This is a genomic window from Pseudoalteromonas sp. M58 (assembly GCF_042604605.1).
Classification (GTDB): domain Bacteria; phylum Pseudomonadota; class Gammaproteobacteria; order Enterobacterales; family Alteromonadaceae; genus Pseudoalteromonas; species Pseudoalteromonas tetraodonis.
Map to the genome: position 1 here is coordinate 517,833 of NZ_CP152390.1, position 22,727 is coordinate 540,559.

General features: G+C 41.7%; 19 protein-coding genes and 1 other RNA gene. 14 read left to right on the forward strand and 6 right to left on the reverse strand.

What is annotated here, in order from left to right; genetic code table 11:
• Position 1: 1 nt before the first annotated feature.
• Positions 2 to 1,882 carry a penicillin-binding protein activator gene (locus AAGD16_RS02420; RefSeq protein WP_013464046.1) on the reverse strand — a complete coding sequence of 627 codons (1,881 nt, stop codon included), beginning with the start codon at positions 1,880 to 1,882 and terminating at the stop codon, positions 2 to 4.
• Positions 1,883 to 1,942: 60 nt separating this feature from the next.
• Between AAGD16_RS02420 and rsmI the strand changes: the two genes are divergently transcribed.
• A complete protein-coding gene (gene rsmI / locus AAGD16_RS02425) occupies positions 1,943 to 2,800 on the forward strand; it encodes a 16S rRNA (cytidine(1402)-2'-O)-methyltransferase (RefSeq protein ID WP_008468384.1) in 858 nt (285 codons plus the stop codon).
• A 42-nt stretch (positions 2,801 to 2,842) separates the two neighbouring features.
• Positions 2,843 to 3,208, forward strand: an RNA gene (rnpB, locus tag AAGD16_RS02430) — RNase P RNA component class A.
• 200 nt (positions 3,209 to 3,408) lie between these two features.
• Here the strand turns inward: rnpB and AAGD16_RS02435 are convergent.
• The gene (locus AAGD16_RS02435; protein ID WP_377113406.1) at positions 3,409 to 4,512 is read right to left on the reverse strand and encodes a mechanosensitive ion channel family protein; all 1,104 of its coding nucleotides are present in this window, start codon (positions 4,510 to 4,512) and stop codon (positions 3,409 to 3,411) included.
• A 389-nt stretch (positions 4,513 to 4,901) separates the two neighbouring features.
• On the opposite strand from AAGD16_RS02435, the gene AAGD16_RS02440 reads away from it, so the two are divergent.
• The gene (locus AAGD16_RS02440) at positions 4,902 to 5,849 is read left to right on the forward strand and encodes a YihY/virulence factor BrkB family protein (RefSeq protein ID WP_377113409.1); all 948 of its coding nucleotides are present in this window, start codon (positions 4,902 to 4,904) and stop codon (positions 5,847 to 5,849) included.
• A gap of 23 nt (positions 5,850 to 5,872) precedes the next feature.
• Here AAGD16_RS02440 and AAGD16_RS02445 read toward each other — a convergent pair whose 3' ends face one another.
• A complete protein-coding gene (locus AAGD16_RS02445; protein ID WP_013464049.1) occupies positions 5,873 to 8,899 on the reverse strand; it encodes an EAL domain-containing protein in 3,027 nt (1,008 codons plus the stop codon).
• A gap of 254 nt (positions 8,900 to 9,153) precedes the next feature.
• On the opposite strand from AAGD16_RS02445, the gene AAGD16_RS02450 reads away from it, so the two are divergent.
• The gene (locus tag AAGD16_RS02450; protein ID WP_058154147.1) at positions 9,154 to 9,999 is read left to right on the forward strand and encodes a pirin family protein; all 846 of its coding nucleotides are present in this window, start codon (positions 9,154 to 9,156) and stop codon (positions 9,997 to 9,999) included.
• A 22-nt stretch (positions 10,000 to 10,021) separates the two neighbouring features.
• Here AAGD16_RS02450 and AAGD16_RS02455 read toward each other — a convergent pair whose 3' ends face one another.
• Genes AAGD16_RS02455 through AAGD16_RS02465 form a run of 3 tightly spaced genes read right to left on the reverse strand, consistent with a single transcriptional unit; the run spans position 10,022 to position 11,041 of the window.
• The gene (locus tag AAGD16_RS02455) at positions 10,022 to 10,264 is read right to left on the reverse strand and encodes a hypothetical protein (RefSeq protein ID WP_008110702.1); all 243 of its coding nucleotides are present in this window, start codon (positions 10,262 to 10,264) and stop codon (positions 10,022 to 10,024) included.
• Positions 10,265 to 10,277: 13 nt separating this feature from the next.
• A complete protein-coding gene (locus AAGD16_RS02460; RefSeq protein WP_377113413.1) occupies positions 10,278 to 10,718 on the reverse strand; it encodes a hypothetical protein in 441 nt (146 codons plus the stop codon).
• A gap of 5 nt (positions 10,719 to 10,723) precedes the next feature.
• Entirely contained in the window at positions 10,724 to 11,041 is a 318-nt protein-coding gene (locus AAGD16_RS02465) for a hypothetical protein (protein ID WP_013464052.1), read from the reverse strand.
• 574 nt (positions 11,042 to 11,615) lie between these two features.
• On the opposite strand from AAGD16_RS02465, the gene mraZ reads away from it, so the two are divergent.
• From mraZ to murG, 10 genes are read left to right on the forward strand one after another with little or no spacing between them, the layout of a single operon-like run.
• Positions 11,616 to 12,074, forward strand: a complete 459-nt coding sequence (mraZ, locus tag AAGD16_RS02470; protein WP_008110699.1) for a division/cell wall cluster transcriptional repressor MraZ — start codon at positions 11,616 to 11,618, stop codon at positions 12,072 to 12,074.
• Positions 12,075 to 12,102: 28 nt separating this feature from the next.
• On the forward strand, positions 12,103 to 13,041 hold the full coding sequence (rsmH, locus tag AAGD16_RS02475; RefSeq protein ID WP_008110698.1) for a 16S rRNA (cytosine(1402)-N(4))-methyltransferase RsmH: 939 nt from the start codon (positions 12,103 to 12,105) through the stop codon (positions 13,039 to 13,041).
• Positions 13,038 to 13,364 carry a cell division protein FtsL gene (gene ftsL / locus AAGD16_RS02480; protein WP_008110697.1) on the forward strand — a complete coding sequence of 109 codons (327 nt, stop codon included), beginning with the start codon at positions 13,038 to 13,040 and terminating at the stop codon, positions 13,362 to 13,364. Before rsmH ends, ftsL begins: the two co-directional genes overlap by 4 nt.
• Entirely contained in the window at positions 13,361 to 15,178 is a 1,818-nt protein-coding gene (locus AAGD16_RS02485; protein WP_013464053.1) for a peptidoglycan glycosyltransferase FtsI, read from the forward strand. Before ftsL ends, AAGD16_RS02485 begins: the two co-directional genes overlap by 4 nt.
• On the forward strand, positions 15,171 to 16,649 hold the full coding sequence (gene murE, locus AAGD16_RS02490) for a UDP-N-acetylmuramoyl-L-alanyl-D-glutamate--2,6-diaminopimelate ligase (protein WP_377114763.1): 1,479 nt from the start codon (positions 15,171 to 15,173) through the stop codon (positions 16,647 to 16,649). The genes AAGD16_RS02485 and murE overlap by 8 nt, the downstream gene beginning before the upstream one ends.
• The gene (gene murF, locus AAGD16_RS02495; RefSeq protein ID WP_008110694.1) at positions 16,646 to 18,034 is read left to right on the forward strand and encodes a UDP-N-acetylmuramoyl-tripeptide--D-alanyl-D-alanine ligase; all 1,389 of its coding nucleotides are present in this window, start codon (positions 16,646 to 16,648) and stop codon (positions 18,032 to 18,034) included. The genes murE and murF overlap by 4 nt, the downstream gene beginning before the upstream one ends.
• Positions 18,028 to 19,110: a phospho-N-acetylmuramoyl-pentapeptide-transferase gene (mraY, locus tag AAGD16_RS02500; RefSeq protein WP_008110692.1), complete on the forward strand. Its 1,083-nt coding sequence runs from the start codon at positions 18,028 to 18,030 to the stop codon at positions 19,108 to 19,110. Before murF ends, mraY begins: the two co-directional genes overlap by 7 nt.
• Positions 19,111 to 20,445: a UDP-N-acetylmuramoyl-L-alanine--D-glutamate ligase gene (gene murD, locus AAGD16_RS02505; RefSeq protein WP_377113421.1), complete on the forward strand. Its 1,335-nt coding sequence runs from the start codon at positions 19,111 to 19,113 to the stop codon at positions 20,443 to 20,445.
• Positions 20,442 to 21,617 (forward strand): cell division protein FtsW, encoded by a 1,176-nt coding sequence (gene ftsW, locus AAGD16_RS02510; protein WP_008465286.1) that lies wholly within the window; start codon positions 20,442 to 20,444, stop codon positions 21,615 to 21,617. Before murD ends, ftsW begins: the two co-directional genes overlap by 4 nt.
• Positions 21,614 to 22,690: an undecaprenyldiphospho-muramoylpentapeptide beta-N-acetylglucosaminyltransferase gene (murG, locus tag AAGD16_RS02515; protein ID WP_128583519.1), complete on the forward strand. Its 1,077-nt coding sequence runs from the start codon at positions 21,614 to 21,616 to the stop codon at positions 22,688 to 22,690. Before ftsW ends, murG begins: the two co-directional genes overlap by 4 nt.
• The last annotated feature ends 37 nt before the right edge of the window (positions 22,691 to 22,727 follow it).

Sequence of the window (22,727 nt, forward strand, 5' to 3'; positions counted from 1 at the left end):
CTTAGTTAATTATGGTTATGCCATCGTTAGCTGATTGCATAAATAGCGGTACAGGGCGTTGTGTTTTTAACTCCACCGGTTTTATTCGGCGGTTGCTGTACTGAGCCCATTGCAGTGAACGTTCAATATCACCGGCACTATTAATCGACAATTTACCGCTCAACCCTGAAAAGTATTTATCGGGTGTAACACTCAATTGTCTAATATCGTTAAGCATGGTGACGGAATCATAAGCCATCGCAAATAAACGTTGGCTTATATCGGCTTGTTCAGGCCATAAATCATTGTATTGCTGACGCAGATTATGTTGCTTAATTTGTGAGTCTAACATCCAAGGCAGTTCAGTAAAGTAGAGTCCGTCTAAATCACCTTTGTCAGTGGTATCTATTTGCTTACTGTGGCTTTTAGAGCTGGCGTAAATAGGAATTCTATCGGCAAAGGTACTCACATTAACATCAAGGTAAGGCTTAATTAATCGGGTTTCAATGGCGTCGCCGAGTATGTAAATGGCATCAATATCTCCACGTGAGCGTGTTTCGCTTTCAACTTCTTTATTAAAAAGTGCTTTAACAGATTTAATACGCTCTTTTGACTTATCAACTTCTAACAAGCTAGTAATCGTATTGGGCATATCTTTGTTATCGTTGTAAAAACCAACTTGCGTGGTTGTTTCACTATAGCGTTGCCACTGCAGATTAAAGTAGTCAACTAAGCGCTGGCCATTGGTATTATTTGGCGCTAGCAACATCGGCTTTTGATAACCCTGTGCTAAAAAGTGCTCTAGCGTTTGCTGTACTTCATGTTCAGGATTAAGCGCAAAAAAGTAATGTTGCAGCGAGGTTCTTTCGCCATCAAAGGTATTTAAATGTAAGGTGGGTATATCGAGTAATGTATTGGTATTAGCGAGCTTATCTATATTGGCTTTTAATAGTGGACCAATAACAAAGTCAGGCTGTAACTGAGAAATTTGTGCGCTCAACGCTTCTGTTTCAGTGTTTTCATCTATAAACAGTGTTTCGTTGATCTCTTTTTTATCAAGCGCTGCCAATATACCGGCTTTTAAGGCATCCCCAAGGCGCTTATTAGCACCTGACTGAGGCAGTAAAACAACCAAACGCTCAATATTAATTGGCGCTAATTCATTAGCATACGTTTCTTGTTTTGGCAGTACATTGTTACCAGGATGCCCCAGGTAACGGCGGCGCCAATTATTAATGGCTTGGTCTAAATCAACCGAGCTGTTGGCGTAAACTTGATGATACAAAGCTAAGTTAACCCAACCTTGTTGGATCACAGAACCACGGTTAAATCGTTCTAATGCGTAAGATGAGAGTTGCTTTAAATTTTTCCAAAGTGCATCACTAAGCTGAGGAATTGAAATAGTGTTTTTAGTTGCAGATTCTGACGCCGCAAAAAAATAGGGTGCAGCACGTTTTGGCAAGTTTTGAGAAGCAAAAATGCTGGCAGTTAAAAATTGGTGCCAGGCAAAATGTTCGGGTTGCTTGAGTTGTCCCTCAAGTGAGTTTAATACTTCAAGTGCTTGCTGGTTTTTATTCTGCTCTTTTTGTGCAAAGGCAATATATAAACGGTTTTGAATTTGATCAACACTGGCAGTAAGTGCAAGTTCGCTACATATTGTTTCGAGTAGCGGCCAGTTTTCTTCAGTAATGGCGCTATCACGGGCACTGTAAAGCAGTTGAATTTTATCTGCACCAAAACGGTTTTGCGCTAATTGATAAATCGATTGCGCGTTCAGTGCTTCATTTTTCAGCGTATTGGCACTGCTATTTAAGTTATCGCTGGTTTTAGTTGGTTTTTCGGTTGTGCTACACGCCGATAACCCTGACAATATAATTAATAGACTAACTAGTTTAAGTCGCACAATGATTTCCCATACGTTAACGCGATTTGCTTATATTACTGACTGACGCAGGAGACCTCAATGTTAAATGAGGAGAATTCACAGAAAATTGGCACTCTTTACGTTGTTGCCACCCCAATCGGCAATTATGACGACTTAAGTCAGCGTGCAATCGCGACATTATCGCAGGTTGACTTAATCGCTGCTGAAGACACTCGCCATACTGGCAAGCTACTCAGCCACTTTGGTATTAAGGCTAAAACCTTTGCGTTACATGACCATAATGAAAAGCAAAAAGCGCAGCAAATTATCGACCAACTTAATCAAGGGTTAAATATTGCGTTAGTATCCGATGCCGGCACGCCGCTTATAAGCGACCCTGGTTATGCCGTTGTTAATTTATGCCGTGAGCAGGGCGCACTTGTCACACCTGTACCTGGTGCATGCGCTGCTATTACGGCGGTATGTTGTTCAGGGCTGCCAACCGACCGTTTTCAGTTTGTTGGCTTTACGCCCGCTAAAAGTAAAGCACGCCAAGACTTTTTTATTGATGCGGTTAACTCAAGTATTACCAGTATTATGTATGAAAGTACCCACCGTATTATGGCAAGCTTAGACGATTTAGAAGCAGCGCTAGGTGGTGAGCAGCAAGTGGTATTTGCCAAAGAGCTCACTAAAACATTTGAAACCTTTTTTAATGGCACAGTGACTGAGTTAAAGCAGTTTTTAACTGACGATCCTACTAAACAGCGCGGTGAAATAGTACTCATGCTGCCGGGTAAACCTAAGGTAGTTGACGATATTCCGCCAGAGGCACGCAAAATGTTAGCGCTACTTGAAAACGAAATGCCAATGAAAAAAGCCTGTGGCGTGGTGGCCGATTACTTTGGTATGAAGAAAAACGCGCTGTATAAAACAATTATTGAAGAAAAACAGTAAATGTTTACTGCGTAGTGTTGTGCTCTCATGTATACTGCGCGCCGAGTTAGCCAAGATAATCGCTGCCTGCAACGAAAATGCGCAGGGGGAGGAAAGTCCGGGCTCCACAGGGCAGAGTGCCAGTTAACGGCTGGGGGGCGTGAGCCCACGACAAGTGCAGCAGAGAGAAGACCGCCAATCTTCGGATTGGTAAGGGTGAAAGGGTGCGGTAAGAGCGCACCGGGCCGCTAGTAATAGTCGGTTGCAAGGTAAACTCCACTCGGAGCAAGACCAAATAGGGTTCCTTATGGCGTGGCCCACGTTGGAACCGGGTAGGTTGCTTGAGCCATAGAGCGATTTATGGCCTAGACGAATGATTATCACTTTCTTCGGAAAGGACAGAACCCGGCTTACCGGCTGACTCACTCATTCAATAAAAAAGCTCGCAGTTAACGCTGCGGGCTTTTTTGTGTTTGGAATAAGCTGTCAGGTTGCGGGCGGCGAGCTTCGGGTTGCGGGCTTAAAACCTAAACTCGACGCGAGACTAACTATCGCCTTCAGGCATAAAAAACCTTGTAATGTTAACCGCAAGGCTTTTAAATTTCTCGAACCTCGAACCTCGAACCTCTCTATATAATATTTTTACCTTGCTCTGGGTCGCGTGATTCATCGGCTTGCTCGCGAATATCATCCGTATCACTACTTACATCATCAATACTGTGTTCATGCTCTGTGGTTTTATGTTTTTGAGTATGTGGTTTCTCTTTAGTTTTTTCTGTTATCTTTGTTTTAGCTTCGTTTGCTATGGGATAAATATCTTCACCTTGGCTATTGAGTAATACACGCTCTCTAGCATCGTCAGGCATACTTATATTATGTTGCATAAAACTGTTAATTAACTCTCGCATTAGCTGTGAGGCTACTTTAACAATGCTGTATTGTTCGCCGTTGACCCAGAAGTAAACGGTAAAGTTGATAGTGGCGGAGCCTAAGTTATCAACCAATACTTGGGGAGGTGGATCGCTAAGCACGGAGTTTTGATTTTTTATAACACTAATAGCAAGACTTTGTGCGCCGCGAATGTCATTATCGTAGCCAATACCAATTGTGAAATGACCGCGCATCTTTGGATTAGCGGTTAAGTTTTTAATGGTATTTTTATACACCGTCGCATTGGGTATTTGAATATGATTGCCATCGTAGTCAACTAAAGTAGTTGCTCTTGCCGTTACTTTTTTAACTATACCTATTCTGCCATCTACTTCTATTACATCATCAATTTTAAATGGACGTTGTACACTCAAAAGTAAACTGGCAATAAAGTTCTCAGCAATATCCCTAAAGGCAAACCCTAAAATAAGCCCTATTAACCCAGTGCCACTCATAATAGCGACCGCGAATTCAGTCAAGCCAGCCAAACGTAAGAATAGGTAAAACCCAAGTAAAATAATTAAGGTACTAATACCACGCCTAGCAACTAGGTGTACTAATTTACTGTTGGTCATGTAAGTAACGGGCTTTATTAACAAGCGTGATAATGGTGTGGCAATTAAATAACTAATCACCAAAATAACAATCCCTAATAATAAAGTGGGCAGTAATTGCATGAATGTGTGTAGTAATTGCACGCTTTGATCTTTTAAAAAGCTCCAAGAAATTGAGTTTGGCTTAACGGTGTCGATTGCTGGAATTGATGTGTTATTAGCGAGTGTTGCAATTAAAGCACTGAGCATAGAGGTCATCCGTGTTAGGTCGAAGTAATTAGGGTCTGTGTTAAACAATAGCAGCAAGTCTAGGGTCTGTTGACCTTTGCGTATTAATATTTGTTCAAACTAGGGGCAATTTAATCGCGGCGCGAGGTTTGTAACCTAGTGGGCTAAGTAAAAGCCGAGCAACAAAGAGTTAATTGCCCCTAGGCAGAACCCTTCGGGCAGCGCCTGTTTGGCATTAATGCTACGTTATCGCCTATTTATGGGGAGTAACCACACCACTTAGGCTCTGCCTTGCCTAAACACCAAACAGACTGCTGCAAATTTAACCTTGAAAGTTCAACAGACCCTAATACCAAGCAGTATTTGTTTGGCAAACATTTTGCTACTTAATTAGAAAAAGGGAGTTAACTATGAGTGACTTTAAGCGTGGCCAAAGAGCCAAGCAGCCTAACCATATCCCTCTGCGTGGCTGGTGGGATATTACAAGGCGAATAGTAAAACAAATGAGCCGTGATAATTTATCTTTAGTGGCGGCTGGCGTGGCATTTTATGCGTTACTGGCTATTTTTCCCGCCATTGCGGCATTGGTGTCTGTGTATGCTTATTTTGCATCACCGAATGATATTAGTGTGTATTTAAGTCAGTTTATGGCGTTATTACCACAAAGCACTCAAGAAATTATTTTATCTCAAGTTTCAAGTCTTGCGCAAAAGTCACAAACTAGTTTAAGCCTTAGTGCGCTGGGTACTTTACTGTTAACTATCTGGAGTAGCTCTAAGGGCAGCCAAGCGTTGATCACAGCATGTAATATTAGTTATCACGAATACGAAAAACGCTCATTCTTAAAGGCGCAACTTGTGCGTTTGTTATTTTCAGTGGGTGCAATTGTGGTGGCTGTAATAGCACTGGTAATTATAGGTATATTACCGCTAGCGCTTAATTTACTCGGAATTAAAGAGAGTATTGATTTTTTAATCATGCTTATATCATGGCCGTTGCTGGCATTGACCTTTAACTTTGCATTATTAATTTTATACCGTTATGCGCCTCACAGAAAAGCAGCTAAATGGCGCTGGGTTACCGTGGGCTCATTCACCGCCACCGTATTATGGATTGTGGCATCTTTTGGCTTTTCATTTTATGTATCTCATTTTGCTAGTTACAACGAAACATATGGCTCTTTAGGTGGAGTGGTTATTATGCTTATGTGGCTATTTATTAGCGCTTATATCATTATTTTAGGAGCTACAATTAATTCAGCGTTAGAGCAGCAAACCGCTCAAGACAGCACCATTGGACCAGATAAAAAAAGAGGGCAGCGAGGTGCGTATGTAGCAGACCACCTCGACACAAAATAACCAGTATTAGGGCTAAATGACTTTTATTTCAAACTAATTACTTGATTTGTTGTTATCAGCTGCATAAACGAGGCTTTGTGCAGCGGCTTTGAAAACAAATAGCCTTGGCCATAATCACAACCGGCCTCAAGTAATAAATCCATTTGTAATTTTGTTTCTATGCCTTCGGCAATCACTTTTAAACCAAGCTGATGAGCCATCATGATAATTGCTTCACACAAAGCCAGCTCTTGACTGCCTTTTTGAATATTATCAACAAAGCGTTTATCTATTTTTAGGTAGTCGGTATCCATTTCTTGCAAGTAAGCAAGCGATGAATAACCGGTGCCAAAGTCATCAAGGGCCAATTGCATCCCTGACTTAACCAAGGCTTTCAAACGACTTTGGGTAAGTTCTTCAGGGTTAACCATTAAGCCTTCAGTAATTTCGGCCACAATCGCTGAGGCTGGTATATTTGCCGTTGCTAGCATATCGTACCATTCGTCTATGCCGCTATCGACGGTTGCCAATTGCACTGGTGAAACGTTAATGCTTATTTGAAATTCATCTTGAATGTGTTTTTTAATATCATTAAGTGTTTGTAGTGCCTCAGCAAATACAAATTGACCCAGCGCATTTATTTGTCTGGTTTCTTCAGCAAGAGGAATAAAGTCAGCAGGGCTGATCAGGCCTTTTTCTGGGTGTTGCCAACGAATAAGTCCCTCAGCTTTATGAACGTGTAAATCATTAAGGGATACAATAGGCTGATAATATAACTCAAATTGTTCTAGCTCTATAGCTGAGCGAAGCTCTTTGAGTAGTTGCATTCTTGCGTTTGCATCTTCACGCATATCATGTGAGAAAAATTCAAAGCCATTGCGACCGCTATTTTTTGCTTTATACATAGCTTGGTCAGCGGCTTTAAGTAATTGCTCTGGATTTTGGCCATCATCTGGCGCGCAGGCAATACCAATACTGGCACTGATATACACTTTTTCATCTTCAATAAAAATAGTGGAGGCAAGGCTAAGCAAAAGTGATTTTGCCATTTGCTTTATATTATCGCTGCCATGTAAATCACTAAATACAACAACAAACTCGTCTCCGCCAATTCGTGCTACAAAGTCAGCCTCTTTGGCCGTTTGCACAATTCGCTCAGATACTAACTTAAGTAATCTATCGCCGTAATGGTGGCCCAATGTGTCGTTAATATCTTTAAAATGATCAATATCTAATAGCATAATGACCAGTTTTTGATCTGCATTGGTAAGGTTTGCGAATCGTAGGTTTAAGCGCTCTTTTAGTTCTAATCGATTAGGCAAGTCGGTTAAATGATCAAAGTGCGCTTGTCGCCAAATTAATTCATCTGCTTGTTTTTTCTCGGTTAGGTCGGTAAAAATAGCAATACGACTAGTCGGGGCTTTATTTTTATCGTAAATAGTATCGATGGTTAACCATTCAACATACAGCTCGCCATTTTTACGACGATTGGTTATTTCACCTTGCCAACGCCCTGTTTTATTGAGCGATTGCCACATGTAATTATAAAACTGCTTATCGTGTTTACCCGATGATAAAATACCAATAGTTTGATTGAGTACTTCTTTTCGAGAATACAAAGTTGTTTCACAAAACGCAGGATTCACATCATAAATAACCCCATTTTCATCCGTGATTGCCATGCCTTCACTGCTGTTGTTGTAAACTAATGACGCTAAATGCAACGATTCTTGATTTTGCTTTCGTTGCGTGATGTTACTAATAACGATAATAAACTCATCGGCTTTTTTCATTGGGCTAATTTTAGCTTCATAAAAATGATTATCTTGTTTATGTTCAAGCTCAACAGTGACAGGGGCGTTCAGGGGTATTAAGTACCCTTGCACTTGTTTTAAATTAGCATCAGAGAATAAACACGATAATTTTTTAGGGGGTGTTGAATGGCTATAATTTAACGATTTAATACGTCCACCGGTATCAAGAATATTGCCATTGGCATCTACGCGTAAAAAAGCATCGGGTAATGCATTAAGCAGGCTATTGAGCTCGTCATGCTTATGTTTAAGGCATGCTTCAGCCGTTAAGCGAGTCTCGGCCATGTATTTAAAACGATGGTAAAGTCTATTTAGCTCAGGACTATTGGGCTGCTCATCGTCATGAGGCATATTACCGGCCGCTAAGCGGTTAACCGCCTGCGTTAAACTTTTAATCGGATTTAAAATGCTTTTATTGACCAGTCGTCTAGCTAATACAGCTAAAAGAAGAATGGTCATTAAAAATCCTAAAACCATTTTTACAAAGTTAATATCTATCCGCTCAAGTGTTTTATCTATTGGTTGAGTAATATAAATAGAGAGCTTATTGTCATTGCCATCTCGATAGAGAGTCGTTTGATGAAAAACTCTACGGATACCATCTTTTCCTTTAAAAATGACACCTGCTTGTAAATTATGTTCTAAATCAAACTCTTCCAATTTATAACCTAATCTATCGGCTGAAAAAGGGGAGTTGGCTAAAATAAGATTATTAGAGTCAGTGATGGCGACTCGAACTTCTGTCGGTAAATTCAAGCTATTAAGTGCCGAGCTCCACCAGTCTAAAGCAATTACAGTTACTATCACGCCTTCAATATCATTGTTTTCATTAAGAATAGGGGAAGCAAAGTTAATGCTCTGGGCTTCAAGGCTGCGATCGTGCTGGAAATGGCCAATACTAAACTCTTTACTGGCGAGTGCGTTTTTAAAGTAGGGACGATCACTAACGTTGATATTAGGGGCACCATTATTTGAGGAACAAATTAAATCGCCGTCTTTGTTTACTAAACCAATATTCGCGATATTGCCATTGAGTGCCTTAACATCTAAAAAATACGAAGGGCAGCGAGAAGATAAAGACTTAATGTCTTTCTGCTTTTTTGCTAAAAACTCAGTAATATGCTCTACATCATTAATCATGCTTTGCTGCTTGATAATTAGGTGCTCAGTGATAGAGCGCACTTTTTTCTCGTGCTCTTTAATAGCCGCGTCACGACTAAACCACAAGGTTACTAAAATGACAGCAGCTACAGGCATGCAAATTAGCATAAGTAGTCGATAAAGCTGATGTTTTAATGATGCAGTAAAAATAATCGTATCCAAATAAATATAGGGTAAAACTCTGACCAATAATTCTACTATAAATAACCTTTAATGTACTAAGGTTATATCGCAAATATTAAATTTACTTTTATTGTATATAACTGAAATTTATTAATTAATTTTCGGGTAGAGTCATAATAATAAATTAATATTTTATACTTTTACTTAACCTATTTTAGGCAACAAAAATGAAAATAACCAAAGTACTAACTGCTTATGCTACCCAAGATGGGGATGGTGTTAATATTCGTCGTATTCCAGGATTTGATGGTAAATATTTAGATCCATTTTTAATGATAGATGAACTTAAATCTGACGATGAAAGTGATTATATTGGTGGCTTTCCTCCTCATCCTCATAGGGGGATCGAAACCTTTACCTATATTTTAAAAGGCGGGTTTGAACATCAAGACCAAATGGGTAACAAAAAGGCGATTCGTGCGGGTGACGTACAATGGATGAGTACCGGTAGCGGTGTTATGCACAGTGAAATGCCCCTTGCCGATGCTGAACAAGGCTTACATGGTTTTCAAATTTGGCTCAATATGCCAAGTGCTCAAAAAATGCGTGAGCCTCAATACCAAGATACCACAGAGCATCCAGCACCGAGTTTTACTAATCAACAAGGTGTTTCACTTAAAGCCTTAGCAGGTACATGGCAATTTGAATCACACCAATTGGCTGCAAGCTTACAAAATTTAGCTGCTAATGGTGCTATAGCTGATGTAGCTTTGCCTGCGGGTGAAGGGCTTAATTTACCGGCTTTAAAACAGCAAAAAGTGATGATTTATATTCATACAGGCTCATTAATATCTCAGACCGATGACGTGTTTAATGCGGGTAAGTTACTTATATTAGAACCATTGAGTGACATTGCATTACAGGCAAAGAAAGCGGCGGGGGTTCTTATTTTCGCAGGCGATCCACTTAACCAGCCAATTGCGCACATGGGACCTTTTGTAATGACCACCGAGGCTGAAATTCGCCAGGCTGTTAGCGATTATCAAAATGGTTTTTTTGGCTCATTGTCGTGATAAATCGATGCGCGAATGACTTTTAAGCAAGTAGCTTTAATAACCAAGTGTATTTTTTTATCGTGTTAGCATCACCTTTAGCAGACTCAACTACAGCGCCAGCTGCAAACGCACTGGCGAGCCCCACTTTTGTTGCTGCAAAGCGCTTGGCTCTGTATTTTATAGCTGCAAGATGCTGACGTTTTAGCTCTGATCGCATAACAACTTCTTTATCTAGCTGTTGCACGCGAGCGTTCGGTGAGTTGATCAAATAATTGATTAACATAATTGTGTGTGCCTTATAATTTAAGCAGCTGCTTTAGGCTATTTAGCGTTTTAGTAAAGCCAATTTTTTTGCTTAGATAAACGGCGTTTCGCCACAGCCAAACTAAGCATAAAATTTGTAGGCTGATCACCACTGCAATGCTCAGCCAGATAGAGCTAAACAGATCAAAGGTGGCAAAGCCTACAATACCTAAAAACCCCACCCACAGTAACACCAAGCCACTGGCAAAACATCCTAGTAGAATGGTGATCAGTGCTAAGGATCTTAACGACAGCTTCCACTCAGCTGTAGCCAGCTGATGTGTCAACTTTCCTTGTTGGTGATAATCATCCTTGAGCTGCGCTGCATAATCAGCAAGCTTAGCAACATGATCTTGCCAGTCATCGGCGTGTTTTGCCGATGACGCCGAATCTGTCCCTTGTGATTCACTTGGTGTTGAGTGTTGGTTTTGCATTAGTATTACTTACGACGAAACAGTGCTGTAACTAACATACCAGCAGCAAACGCCAGACCCGCCGTTGCTAATGGGTTTTCTGATGCGAGTTGACGCGTTTTAGACGAACACTCTGCTAGTTTCTCACGAGCGGCTAACTGCTTTTCATTAAGCGTTTCAGCTGAGCTGCTTGCGCCTTTACGAACACCATTTTCAGCTACCGCCGCTTTACTTGATAATGCATCAACTGCGTCATGCGCTGCTGATGTCGCTTTATCTGTTAGCGGTGCTTCAATCTCTTGTTTTGCATCAATAGGAGTTTTGCTCTTTGTTGCCGTAGCCATAATCAATCCTTAATAGTTTTTTAAAAGTAATTATTTAGATGCAATGATTAAACCAGTCTTTAACCTGTTGTTTTATATGAATTGTATTTTATTTACGAATTTTGAGTGGGTTTATAGCTGTAACTATTGCGACAACAGTTTGTAATTTTTACAAACTAGGACGTGTTGATCATTCGAGATTGATTTTTTCTTTGTCCACTCAGTTACAAACCTCGCGACGTGATTAAACCGCATCTAGTTTGACCAAACTCTAATTCACAAAGGTCAGCAGGGCTCAAATAAATTGTAATTATTCACTGTTTATTCATTAAGCAAATAATGCCAACGAGCTAATAAAAAGCACGATAAAAAATTTTTTACTGGCTGATCAGATTTTTTATTAAACAATTCAACCGCTTTAATCGGAGCCTTATTTTTTCAGGCTTCGCGGGGTGCTAAAGCTGGGTGACTTACTTGACAAAAAGGCTTGTCAAGCCCTAAACTGGAGCACTGTGGTAAAAAGTGGTGTTTAGTGGATCAAACTGGATCGGGTTAATCAAAAAGTTGATTAAAATAAATTTACAATAGGCTTTTTATGTTTCGTGGCGCAAGTTCACTGAGTTTGGATGATAAAGGACGTTTTGCGGTACCGACAAAGTACCGAGATACGCTATTGTCTGAAGATCAGGGAACGGTAATTTGCACAGTTGCACTCAATGAGCCTTGCCTTTGGTTATACCCTCTTGCTGAATGGCTAGAAATAGAAAGCCGTTTAGCAAAAATATCTAATATGAATCCTAGAGCACGACGGATGCAACGTATGTTGTTAGGTAATGCGACAGAATATCAGCTTGATAAAAACGGTCGAATTTTGTTGGCGCCTTCATTGCGCTCACATGCAGAACTTGGCAAAAAAATTATGCTGGTGGGTTTAATGAATAAATTTGAAATTTGGGATGAAGCACGTTGGCACGAGCAGATGCGCCAAGACACTGAGCTTGAAAGGCTCGGTGATTTTGAACCGAATGACGATTTAGATAACTTCACCCTCTAGCAGCAAAATAAAAGGCAAATAACAGCTAATGACAGCGCAATTTGAACACGTATCCGTATTAATGGACGAAACCATAGATGCACTTGCAATTAAGCCAGACGGCATATACATGGATGGTACCTTTGGACGTGGCGGACATTCAGGGCAAATATTAGCGCGCTTAGGTGAAAGCGGTCGTTTGCAGGCCATTGACCAAGATCCACAAGCGATAAAGTCTGCTGAAAAGTTTGCTGATGACCCGCGTTTTTCAATTGCTCATTCTCGTTTTTCAAAGTTATACGAGGTAGCTGAGCAAAACGATCTTATTGGTCAGGTTGATGGCATTTTACTTGATATTGGTGTGTCGTCGCCGCAGCTAGATGACGCAGCGCGTGGCTTTAGCTTTATGAAAGATGGTCCGCTTGATATGAGAATGGACCCAAGTACAGGTCGCAGCGCAGCGCAGTGGTTAGCTGAGGCTGAATTAGATGACATTACTCATGTGATCAAAAAGCTAGGTGAAGAAAAATTTGGTAAGCGCATTGCGCACAAAATTTTAGAAGTGCGTGAACACACGCCAATCACTACCACTAAGCAGCTCGCTGATTTAGTCGATGAAGCCGTACCGGTGAAAGATAAGTTTAAACACCCTGCAACGCGGACTTTTCAGGCTATTCGTATTTATATCAATAGCGAATTAGAGGAAATTCAAACGGCATTACAAGCGGCGATTAAAGTTCTTAAGCCGGGTGGTCGCTTAGTGGTTATTTCGTTTCATTCTTTAGAAGATCGCATTGTTAAACAATTTATTAAAAAACAGAGTAAGGGAGAAGCGATACCCAGAGGTCTGCCTTTAACCGACGCACAAATAAATAAAAATCTGACGTTAAAAGCAGTGGGTAAAGCTATTAAACCAAGTGCTGATGAAGTGGCGCGTAATCCACGCTCTCGCAGCTCAGTGCTAAGGATCGCACAGAGGTTGGGATGAGTAAAAAAGCGAGCTATCGCCAACCCAATTTATTTCTTGAAATAATTAAAGGCCTAGGTGCGAACAAGATCACCTTGGCCTTGTTGGTTGTGATATTCGCATCAAGCTTGAGTGTGGTGCAAGTAACTCATCTCTCTCGAGCGCAATTAATTGAGCAAGATTCGTTGCTCCAAGAGCGTGACGAATTGGATTTAGAATGGCGTTATTTTTTAGTGGAAGAAGAGTTTTATTCACAACATGCGCGCATTGAAGAAGTGGCAACGTCACAACTCGAAATGAAGCGGCCAACCAGCCAAGATGAGCAGGTAATTATATTACAATGAGAATGCGAGGCAAAAAACCAGTCAATAACCTAATAGCATGGCGCTTTATTTTAGTGTGCGCGGTGATTTTTTTAGTGTTTGTGACCTTGGTATCGCGTGCTGCGTACTTGCAAGTAATTGAACCTGATAAAGCGCGCTCTGAAAGCGATAAACGTACGGTACGGATTGAAAAACTGCATGTGCAACGCGGGATGATTTTCGATCGTAACGGTAAAGAGCTTGCCGTTAGTGTGCCTGTGGTAAGCGTGTATGCGGATCCTAAAGCCCTGCATAAATCACTGGTTAGTAAAGTACTTAGGCAAGCACGCAAAAACGGTGAAGATCAGCAAACGCTTCGTGAAAATGTTGCTGAGTTAAATAAGCGTACCGCCCTGTATTATAAAAATGATTTACGCTGGCGTGAATTGGCTGATGTGTTGCGCATTGAGCCTAGTAAAATTAACACGCGATTACTTGATGATCCTACTCGTCGCTTTGTGTATTTAAAACGCCAAGTGACTCCCGCTGTGGCTAATTACATCGGTGATTTACGCCTACCTGGTATTCATTTATTGGATGAATCAAAACGTTATTACCCTGCTGGTGAAGTAAGCGCACATGTTATTGGATTTACCAATATTGATGGTAAAGGCATTGAGGGCATAGAAAAGCTTTATGAAAACGCGTTAACCGGTGAAGAAGGTCGCCGTACCATTCGCAAAGATGCGCAAGGGCGTGAAGTTGAAGTGCTTGATGAACGCGAGCGAGTAGAGCCTGAAAGCATTCAACTAAGTATTGATCAGCGAATTCAAGCCATTGCCTATAAAGCAGTTAAATCAGCGGTATTAACTTATAAAGCGACCTCAGGTTCTGCCATGGTAGTAGATGTTAAAACCGGTGAAGTCTTGGCCATGGTCAATAGCCCATCATTTAATCCTAACAACTTAAGCGGGGCGGCTCCTCATAAACGTCGTAACCGCGCTATTACCGATTTGTTTGAACCCGGCTCAACTGTTAAGCCTCTAGCCATTTTAGCTGGATTAGACTACGGCACAATCCAACCGGATGACAAAGTTGATACCTACCCAGGCTGGATGCGCTTAGGGGGCAGCTTAGTACAAGATACCCGTAATCATGGCGAAATGACGCTGCGCGAAATTTTAAAATACTCCAGTAATATGGGAGTAACCAAAATAAGCCAAACAGTACCCAAAGAGTACTTTGTGGGCTTGTATCAAAAAGTGGGGTTTGGCAGTGATAGTGGTACTGGCATGGTAGGCGAAAGTAGTGGCTTATTTTACCCTAATCGCCGTTGGTCAGATCACGAAATTGCAGCGCTCTCGTTTGGTTACAATATTGCCGTGAGTACCGCGCAAATGGCACGTTTTTACGCCATGTTAGGGGCAGGCGGGGTTAATCGTCCGCTTACTGTACTAAAGCAAGATTCTATACCTGAAGGTGAGCGTGTCTTTCAACAAGAAGATGTTGAAGCCGTTGTCCATATGATGGAAAGCGTATTTGAAGAAGGCGGTACCGCACGCCGCGTTAAAGTGGATGGTTACCGCGCTGCTGGTAAAACAGGCACCTCTAAAAAAGCCGCCGCAGGGGGCTATGGTGACGAATATGTAGGTTATTTTGCGGGCATTGCCCCTGCGAGTAACCCGCGATTAGCCGTTGTGGTATTAATCAACGAGCCCGGTGGAGATGTTTATTATGGCGGCGCAACGGCAGGTCCAGCGTTTGCAGAAATAATCTCTAATTCATTAAGAATTTTAAACGTTGCCCCAGACAAAGACTCGGTGGCATACGTAAAGGGCAAAGATGATGGTGCGTGATTTACACACAATTTTAAAACATTTAGAAATAGATGCAGCACGTTTAATGGTAAGCGAGCTGCGTTTAGATAGCCGCGATGTAAAACCAGGTGATGTGTTTGTGGCGATAAAAGGGCACCAGTTAGATGGTGGGCACTTTATTAGTAAAGCAATTGAAAATGGTGCCAGTGCAATTATTGCCGACAGACTGTGTGAATTTGAAAGTGATTTTGAGCCGCTTTATTTAGTCTCAGAATTGAATAAGAAACTGCCTGTATTGGCGAGTCAATTTTACCAACAACCGAGCAAGCACTTAGATTTAGTTGGCGTAACGGGCACCAATGGTAAATCGACTACCACAGCAATGATTGCTCATTTAGCGCAATTTTGTCATACCCAAGCCGCTATTATTGGCACCTTAGGCTACGGCCATCCAGATAACTTAACACCACTGCAAAATACTACGCCTTCAGCAGTCGATTTACAGCGTATTTTAAGCGACTTAAAAAATGAGCAACACCAATTGGTTGCTATGGAAGTGTCATCGCATGGTTTGGTACAGCACCGTGTTGATCAGTGTCATTTTAAAGCTGCAGTGTTTACTAACTTGTCGCGCGATCACTTAGATTACCATGGCGATATGCAAAGCTATGGTGATGCTAAATTAATGCTGTTTCGTGATTTTGATGCTGATCATGTCATTCTTAATCAGGATGACGGACAAGCAGAGCAATGGATTGAAAAATACAGCTTTAATAGTCTTATTTGTTATGGCCGTAAAAACTTAGCCCCTAAAAATGCACAGTTTGTGTATTTTTCAGATGTTCAGTATTCAGCAACCGGTATTTCGGCGCAATTAACTACTAGCTGGGGTGATGTTGCCATAAAATCACCGCTGTTTGGTGAATTTAATCTTTATAATTTAACGGCTGCGTTAGCAACGCTATTAGCGCTAGGCTATCCATTAACACAGTTAGTAGCAGGATGTGAGTATTTACAGCCGGTAGCCGGCAGGATGCAAGCATTTACAGCGCCAAGTATGCCTACTTGCGTTGTTGATTATGCGCATACGCCAGATGCGTTGGCTTTAGCGTTACAAGCGCTGCAGCAACATGTACCAGGTGGAGTGAGTTGTGTGTTTGGTTGTGGCGGCGACAGAGATAAAGGAAAGCGTGTACTAATGGCACAAGCTGCTGAGCAGTTTGCAGACAAAGTGATCATTACCAGTGATAACCCACGCTCTGAAGACCCTAAGGTAATTATTAATGATGTAGCTGCGGGATTAGAGCATCCAGAAAACGCTCATTTAGAGGCCGATCGCGGTGCCGCGATACAATTTGCTATAGATAACGCAAAAGCCGGTGAGGTTATTTTAATTGCCGGTAAAGGGCATGAAGACTATCAAATTATAGGCGATAAACGCATCGATTTTTGCGACCGCCAATTTGTACAACAACAATTAAAAAAAGCAGTAAGAGGGTCTCAAGCATGATCCCAATGGATTTTGATTGGCTAGCTAATGTGCTAGCAACCGATTATCAAGGTGATAATCGCAAGGTGATAAATATAAACACCGATACCCGTACTTTGTGTGATGGTGAAGTGTTTTTGGCGCTTAAGGGCCCAAATTTTGATGGCCATAAATTTATTGAACAAGCAAAACAAAAAGGCGCTATAGGCGTGATTGTCGATCACGCTGTTGATACCGATATTGCTCAATTTGTAGTTGCCGATACCCGTATTGCATTAGGCACAATTGGTACAGCAGTGATGGCGCAAGTTGCACCTAAAACTATCGCTATTACTGGCAGTGTAGGTAAAACAACAGTTAAAGAAATGTGTGCCGCTATTTTATCAAGTAAAGGGGATGTATTAGCCACTAAAGGTAATTTTAACAACGACATTGGCGTACCGTTAACTTTACTCAGATTAGAGCCACAACATCGCTTTGCGGTTATTGAATTAGGCGCTAACCACATAGGTGAAATTGCGTACACCACCGCGATGACCAAACCGGATGTAGCTGTGGTATGTAATGTTGCTGCTGCCCACTTGGAAGGCTTTGGTAGCCTGCAAGGTGTGGCACAAGCAAAAGGTGAAATTTACGACGGATTAAAAGAGGATGGCATCGCCATCGTCAATTGTGATAGTGACTTTAGTCAATATTGGCTTGATAAGTTAGCAACGCGCAATATTAAATGTTTTTCGAGTAGTGAAAAGCTCGATATTTGGGCTGAAGACATCAGCCTAGATGCACAAGCTCGCGCAAGCTTTACTTTGTGCACCAAGCAACACAGTGTGCCGGTTAAGTTAGCACTGCCAGGTAAACACAATATTAGTAACGCGCTTATTGCTGCGGCGTTAACAAGTGAGTTTGACGTGTCACTTGAGGACATTGCCAGCGCGTTAGCGACAATGGGTGAAGTTAAAGGACGGGTTAACCTAATTGAAGCCAGTGATTCACTCACCATTATCGATGATACATACAATGCCAACGTAAAGTCGGTGAAAGCTGCGATTGATTTACTTAGTGATATTCAAGGTCATCGTATTTTGGCACTCGGTGATATGGGTGAACTTGGCGAAGATGCCCGTAAATATCATCAAGAAGTCGGTGAATACGCATTAGCGCAAGGCATTGATGAGTTATTTACACTCGGAGTATTAAGTAAATGTGCCAGTGATGTATTTGGGCTGCCAAATCGCCATTTCTCTAATCGTGAGCAAATGCTGCAGCAAATTCAAAACAGCATTAGCAAAGTAGATAAAAAAATTACCCTTGTCGTGAAAGGATCACGCAGTTCTCGCATGGAGCTTTTAGTAACCGATTTAGTTAATGGCCAGCAACAAGCCATCAATGGAGTATCATCATGTTAGTTTGGCTGGCTGAGTATTTAACTCAATATTATAGTGGCTTTAATGTTTTTTCGTATTTAACCCTGCGTGCCATTTTAGGTATTTTAACCGCATTGATGATGTCGTTGTATTTTGGTCCTAAGTTAATTCGTGCGTTGCAACGCATGCAAATAGGGCAAACAGTACGTGATGATGGTCCGCAATCGCACCTATCTAAATCGGGTACACCGACCATGGGTGGCTTACTTATTTTAGGAGCTATTTTTACCAGCACATTATTATGGGCAGACTTGTCTAATAAATACGTATGGGCCACTTTATTTGTAATTGGCTCATTAGGTATTGTGGGCTTTATTGATGATTACCGTAAGGTGATCCGCAAAGATCCAAAAGGACTTATTGCAAAGTGGAAATACTTTTGGCAATCGGTAATTGCACTGGTTGTAGCCACTGCGCTTTACATGAGCAGCACACAAGCGACAGAAACATCTCTTGTTGTGCCATTTTTTAAAGATGTACTGCCACAGCTGGGGCTGTTTTATATCGTGATCACCTACTTTGCGTTGGTGGGCACGTCCAACGCGGTTAATTTAACCGACGGTCTAGACGGTTTAGCCATTGTACCTACTATTTTAGTGGCTGCAGCACTGGCCATTATTGCTTACTTAACGGGTAATATTAATTTTTCGGCTTATTTGCATATTCCGCATTTACCACTGGCGAGTGAGTTGGTTGTGGTATGTACCGCTATTGTAGGGGCTGGGTTAGGTTTTTTATGGTTTAACACGTATCCGGCGCAAGTATTTATGGGCGATGTAGGCTCATTAGCACTGGGTGGTGCATTGGGGATTATTGCCGTACTTGTTCGCCAAGAGCTGTTACTGATTATTATGGGGGGCGTGTTTGTAATGGAAGCGCTATCGGTAATTTTACAAGTTGGCTCTTACAAATTACGTGGGCAACGCATTTTTAGAATGGCGCCTATTCATCACCATTACGAACTTAAAGGTTGGCCGGAGCCACGCGTTATTGTGCGCTTTTGGATAATTTCTATTGTGCTGGTACTCGCTGGCCTTGCGACATTAAAGATCCGATAAATGCAGTATTTAAACGAGATAAAAAATAAACACATAACAGTGCTCGGACTCGGTGTAACCGGTCTGGGCATTGTGCGTTTTTTATTATCTCAATCAATACAGCCTTATGTGGTCGATAGCAGAGAGAATCCGCCAGGTGTTGATTGGCTCAATCAGCACGCACCTCAATTAAAAACGCACTTTGGTGACCTAGAAAATGCGGCGCTCAGTGCTTGCGATATGATTATTATTAGTCCTGGGCTGGGCTTAAAAACACCAGCAATTGTTAAGGCAATTAACGCAGGCGTTGAAGTGATTGGTGATGTTGAGTTATTTGCGCGCATTAATAGCAAACCAGTCGTTGCTGTAACCGGCTCTAATGGTAAATCAACCGTAGTAACACTTGCCTACGAAGTATTAAAAACCGCAGGTTATAAGGTGGCACTCGGTGGCAACATTGGCACAGCGGTACTGGATTTGCTTGACGGTGACTTTGATGTATTTGTATTGGAGCTATCAAGTTTTCAGCTTGATACCACACGCAGCCTAAAAACCACCAGTGCAACCGTGCTTAATATTTCAGAAGATCATCTCGATCGTTATGATAGTTACCAAGCCTATATAGATTCAAAATTAAGTATTTATAACGGTGCTGAACACTTAGTGATTAATGCTGATGACATACAAACACACCCTGTGAGTCGCACGTTAGCACCACAACTGAGTTTTGGTGAAACACAAGGCAATTACCACTTAGCACAGCACAATAACGAAGCGCACTTTATGGTAAAGGACGAAGCTTATTTACCAGTAAGTACTTTAGCCGTTGTGGGTAAGCATAACTATTTAAATACCTTGGCAGTGATGGCGTTACTCAGCCCATTTACAATTACTAAGGCGCATTACAAAACCGCATTATCTCAATTTAATGGCTTAGCGCACCGTTGTCAGTTTGTGGGTGAGTTTAATGGCGTTAAATACTTTAACGACTCTAAAGCCACCAACGTAGGCGCAACAGTGGCGGCAATAGATAGTTTAGCGGGTAAGCACGAAAACCTAGTGGTGATTGCTGGTGGTGATGCTAAAGGTGCTGATTTAGAGGTGTTAAAGCCTTATATTGAAAAGCATGTAAAAGCGCTGATTTGTTTTGGTAAAGATGCCAAAGATTTAGTGGCACTGAGTGCTAAAGGTCATTTAACCAATAATATGTCTGAGGCTGTGGCGCTTGCAAAGCAATTAAGTAAATCGGGCGATACCGTTTTACTCGCACCTGCCTGTGCCAGCATTGATATGTATAACAATTATATGCAACGCGGCGATGATTTTGTGCAATGTGTATTGCAGGGGCAGTCATGATTGCTTTTGCGGATATTAAAGAGGCTCTCACCCCTAAACCTTCAGCGCAGCTTTATGATGTGCCACTGCTTTATTGCATGCTAATGCTGATTGGTGTGGGCTTTGTGATGGTAACCAGTGCCTCAATGCCGACAGCCGATAGACTGTTTGGTAATATTTATCATTTTACTATCCGCCATGGCATTTTTTTAGGGCTATCGTTTTGTTTATTTTGCATTAGTACTCAAGTACCTATGTCGTGGTGGAAAAAAGCTAACCCCTATTTATTACTAATCGGTTTAGTACTGTTATTAGTGGTACTTATTGTAGGACGTGAAGTCAATGGTTCGACCCGCTGGATACCCGTAGGACCGTTTAATATTCAAGCCTCGGAGCTCGCTAAGTTGTTCTTCTTTAGTTATATCGCAGGCTACTTAGTACGTAAGCGCAATGAAGTTCAAGAAAACATAAAAGGCTTTGCTAAACCCATAGCGGTATTTGCAGTTTATGCAGCACTTATTTTAATGCAGCCCGATTTAGGGACTGTGGTGGTGATGTTTGTTACTACGGTTGGTTTGTTGTTTTTAGCCGGTGCCAAGCTTTGGCAGTTTTTTGCACTTATTTTAACCGGTATTGCGCTAGTGGTTGGGCTTATTGTGTTAGAGCCATATCGTATGGCGCGTGTGGTTGGCTTTTTAGAACCTTGGGATGACCCTTTTGGCAAAGGCTACCAATTAGTGCAATCACTAATGGCTTATAGTCAAGGCGATTGGTTTGGCCAAGGCCTAGGAAACAGCGTACAAAAATTACAATATTTACCAGAAGCGCACACCGACTTTATTTTTGCTGTTATTGCTGAAGAGTTAGGTTTTATGGGGGTGCTGAGCATTTTAATGGTACTCGGTACTTTAGTATTTAGAGCTTTACTCATTGGCCAAAACGCGCTTAAAAACGGCAAAGAATATGAAGGCTACTTAGCCTTAGCAATTGGTATTTGGTTTGCGTTTCAAACCATGGTTAATGTGGGCGCCAGTGCCGGTATTTTGCCAACCAAAGGATTAACCTTGCCGTTTATTTCTTATGGTGGCTCAAGTTTATTAATGATGACCATAGCAACCGGTATTTTATTACGTGTAGATTTTGAGACCAAGATGGCAACGAAACAAGCCACGTCAGGTGGAGCTAAGCGATGAGTAAAAAAATAGTCGTTGTAGCAGGGGGCACAGGTGGACATATTTTTCCAGGGATTGCCGTTGCTGATTATCTCAAACAGCAAGGTTGGCAAGTTAGCTGGATAGGCACCCCAGATAGAATGGAAGCCAGTGTCGTGCCCAAGCACAACATAGAAATTGATTTTATTGATGTAAAAGGCGTGCGAGGGAATGGTTTAAAACGCCTTATTAAAGCGCCATTCATGGTTATTAATGCAATATTGCAAGCGCGTAAGGTATTAAAACAACAACGCCCTGACGTCGTTTTAGCAATGGGGGGGTATGTAACTGGCCCAACAGGTATTGCGGCAAAAAGCCTAGGTATTCCTTTGGTGATTCACGAACAAAATGCCGTAGCAGGCATGAGCAATAAATGGCTAGCGAAATTTGCGAATCGCGTGTTAGCGGCTTTCCCTAGTGCTTTTGCCAGTGGAAAGGCTGAGCTGGTGGGTAACCCTGTGCGTCAGAGTGTGGTTGATATACCTAAGCGGGAAGTATCAAGCCCAATCAATATGCTTGTTGTGGGTGGCTCGTTAGGTGCGCAAGTACTCAACCAAACACTGCCAGAAGCATTTAAGCGCTTGAATGATACTTGTGCCATTAATATTTGGCATCAAACCGGTAAAGGGCACCTTGCTAGTGTAAGTGAAAGTTACCAGCAGCAACAAATGGGCAATGAGCAAGTGACCGTTGCTGAATTTATTGATGATATGGATACCGCTTATAGCTGGGCAGATATTGTGATTTGTCGTGCGGGTGCGCTTACGGTAAGTGAAATTGCCGCAGCGGGTAAAATGGCGGTATTTGTGCCGTTTCCACACGCGGTTGATGATCATCAAACAGCCAATGCACAGTATTTAGTAATGGCAGAGGGGGCGTTATTAATGCCACAGGGGCAATTTAATAAGCGCAGTATTGTTGAACTTTTAAGCCCCTATTTAGCCGAACCTTTATTAATAACTAAAATGGCTGGCAAAGCAAAACAGCAGGCTATTTTAGATGCCACAGCAAGCGTAGCGATGCACTGTGAGCAAGTAACAAATAAGAGAACATAAGTGAAACAGACATTAGCAAAAGAAAAATATACACGCC